The sequence below is a fragment of the Vibrio sp. 10N.222.46.A1 genome, from assembly GCF_041473595.1.
Classification (GTDB): Bacteria; Pseudomonadota; Gammaproteobacteria; order Enterobacterales; family Vibrionaceae; genus Vibrio; species Vibrio tasmaniensis_A.
Window position 1 is genome coordinate 1 of the sequence record NZ_JBFRSN010001093.1, and the last position, 3313, is coordinate 3313.

Consider the following 3313-nt stretch of genomic DNA (forward strand, 5'->3'; position numbering starts at 1 on the left):
GACTATCGGTGGTGATATCGACGTTGATGACACGCTAGAGTGGGTTAATCAGTATTTTGGCCCAATCCCTCAAGGTCCGGAAGTTAAGGCTGCTGAGAAGCAACCAGCTGTTCTAACAGAAGATAAGTACATCACGTTAGAAGACAACGTTCGTCAGCCGATGGTGCTTGTTGGTTGGCCAACAACCTACCGCGGTGAAGATACGCAAGCTTCACTGAATGCGCTGTCTAACGTGTTAGGTTCAGGGACCAACAGTTATCTGTACCAAAACCTCGTAAAAACGCAAAAAGCGGTGAGTGCAGGCTCTTTCCACGATTGTGCTGAGCTCGCTTGTACTATGTATGTCTATGCGATGGGTGACTCAGGTGAAAAGGGGGATTTGACGGTTCTTAATAAAGAACTGATGGAAACCCTAGAACAATTTTCGAAAGGCGGTGTGGAACAAGATCGTCTAGATCAAATTACCGGCATGGCTGAAGCGAATGCGGTGTTTGCACTGCAAAGTGTTAGAGGCAAGGTTTCACAGCTCGCGTCAAATCAAACCTTCTATGGCCAGCCTGATCGTATTGAATCAAAACTCGATCAAATCCGATCTGTTACCCCTGAAAGCGTAAGCAAGGCGTACCGAGATTTTATCGAAGGTAAGCACAAGGTTACCTTGAGTGTGGTTCCTAAGAAAAAACTCGACTTAGCGGTTCGCGAGGCTACATTTAGCACTCCTGCTCGTACCCTTCCTGAATACAGCAAAGTGACAGAAGAACAATTGGATTTCAGAAAGGCACCGAACACATTTGATCGCAGCGTGATGCCTGAAGTGAACTTTGGTGTTGAAGCGACCATGCCTGAGCTGTATCGCATGCATTTTGCTAATGGTACTGACTTGATTGGTACTGTGACTAGCGAAACGCCGACAGTGCAGCTACAAATTCAACTCCCTGCGGGTGAGCGCTATGTTGGTAAAGGTCAAGAGGGTTTGGCGAACCTAACTGCATCGATGATGGAAGAAGGTTCGACTAAACGAACGGTTGAAGAGTTACAGGCCACCTTAGATAAGCTTGGTAGTAGCGTTAGCATTAGTGCTGGCAGCTATACCACAGATATTTCGGTCTCGACGTTAGAGAAAAACCTGCCTCAAACCTTAGCGATCGTGCAAGAAGTTCTATTTGAGCCTAAGTTTGATGTTCAAGATTTCGAACGCGTTAAGAGTCAGATGTTAGAAGGCGTAGTGTATCAGCATCAACAACCGAGCTGGATGGCTTCTCAAGCAACCCGAGAGGTGTTGTTCGGTAGCAGTATTTTTGGTCGAGCGAGTGATGGCACCAAGGATTCTCTAGAATCGTTAACTCTAGACGATGTAAAACTGTTTTACAGTCAGCACTATACTCCTGAGGGAGCTAATATTGTTATTGTAGGGGACATCACGAAGGAGGAGGTTGGAAAGCAGCTTCAGTTCTTTGAAGAATGGCAAGGTGACGCTGCACCACTCACTCGTCCACAGATCATCAAGGAGCTTTCGGGCCAGAACTTGTACTTAGTGGATAAGCCGGGAGCACCACAAAGTATTGTACGCTTAGTTCGTAAAGGGTTACCGTTTGATGCGACCGGTGAATTGTATTTAAGTCAATTGGCTAACTTTAATTTAGCCGGTAACTTCAATAGCCGCATCAACCAGAACCTGCGTGAAGACAAAGCCTACACTTACGGTGCAAGCGGTTACTTTGCGAGTACGCGTGAAACTGGTGCGGTAGTGTTTAGTGCTCAAGTTAGAGCCAATGCGACGGTTCCATCAATTCAAGAGTTTATTGCTGAGCTAAATGAATTTAGTCAGAGTGGATTAACTGACGAAGAGGTGAAATTTATGCGCCTTGCCGTCGGTCAACAAGATGCGCTTAAATACGAAACACCAAGTCAAAAGGCTGGATTGTTGAGTAATATTGTTACGCTGAGCCTTGATGAAGACTACCTACAGCAGCGCAACCAGATAGTAGAAACGGTTTCAAAAGAGACTTTAAATGAGCTCTCGAAGAAATGGTTTGACCCGAATGATTATCAAATAATTGTTGTTGGTGACGCGACTTCGCTGCGCCCTCAATTAGAAAAGTTAGATATTCCAATAGAAGAGCTTGAAATCATTCGTTAGAGTACACATTAAAGGGGGAGGGAAGAGATTCTACTTTTCTCCTCCAACCTAATTTATGATAGTTCTAATAAGAACAATATAAGATAAGTGAACAGAATTTTGATTGATTTTGCTGCGCGACTAAAGCAAGTTGCAACCAACCCTAAGACCTTCTCTCAATTTGGTCGTGGTGTTGAAAGGGAAACATTGCGCTACACGGAAGATGGGCATCTTGCTACTGGGCCGCACCCTAAGGCTTTAGGATCTGCGTTGATGAACGAATGGGTAACGACCGATTTCTCTGAGTCGCTACTGGAGTTTATCACGCCTGTTTCTAACGACGTTCCGACGCTTTTGAATCAGTTGTCTGATATCCATCACTTCACTCAAACCAAGTTAGACGGCGAAAAGCTGTGGCCACTCTCTATGCCTTGTTATGTGGGGAGTGAAGATTACATTCAGCTTGCGCAATACGGTACTTCTAACAGCGGTAAGATGAAGACGCTATATCGTGAAGGCCTAAAGCGTCGCTACGGTAGTCTGATGCAGATTATTTCGGGTGTTCACTTCAACTTCTCTTTCCCAGAAAGCTTTTGGGACAGTCTGTTTGGAGAGCAAACCGAAGAAGCGCGTTGCGAAGCTAAATCAGATGCGTACTTCGGTTTGATTCGTAATTACTACCGCTTTGGTTGGTTAATCCCATACTTCTTCGGTGCTTCACCTGCGCTATGTTCTTCTTTTATCAAAGGAAGAGAAACCAACCTACCTTTTGAAAAGGTTGGAGAAACACTGTATCTACCCAAAGCAACGGCATTGCGCTTAAGTGACCTTGGTTACACCAACAGTGCGCAAAGTGTACTGAAGATTGGCTTCAACAGCCTAGACCAATACCTTGAAGGTTTGAATCAAGCTATTCGCACACCATCAGAAGAATTCGCTGAGATTGGCACTAAGGTTGATGGGGAATACCGTCAACTAAATAGCAACGTACTGCAAATTGAGAATGAGCTTTATGCTCCAATCCGTCCTAAGCGTGTGGCGAAAAGTGGCGAGAAACCATCTGAAGCACTGGCTCGTGCTGGCGTTGAGTACATCGAGGTTCGCTCTTTAGACGTAAACCCATTCAGTTCAATTGGCATCAATGAACAGCAAGTTCGCTTCTTAGATTTATTCCTAACGTGGAGCGTGTTATCA

Annotated in this window: 2 protein-coding genes; both read left to right on the forward strand. The window is 45.1% G+C overall.

Annotation, left to right across the window (positions count from 1 at the left end; all coding sequences use genetic code 11):
- The coding region (locus tag AB4496_RS24120; RefSeq protein WP_372132299.1) for a M16 family metallopeptidase at positions 1–2140 on the forward strand (2140 nt) is incomplete at its 5' end.
- 99 nt (positions 2141–2239) lie between these two features.
- Positions 2240–3313: glutamate--cysteine ligase (gshA, locus tag AB4496_RS24125; protein ID WP_372132302.1), on the forward strand; the 1074-nt coding region annotated here is incomplete at its 3' end.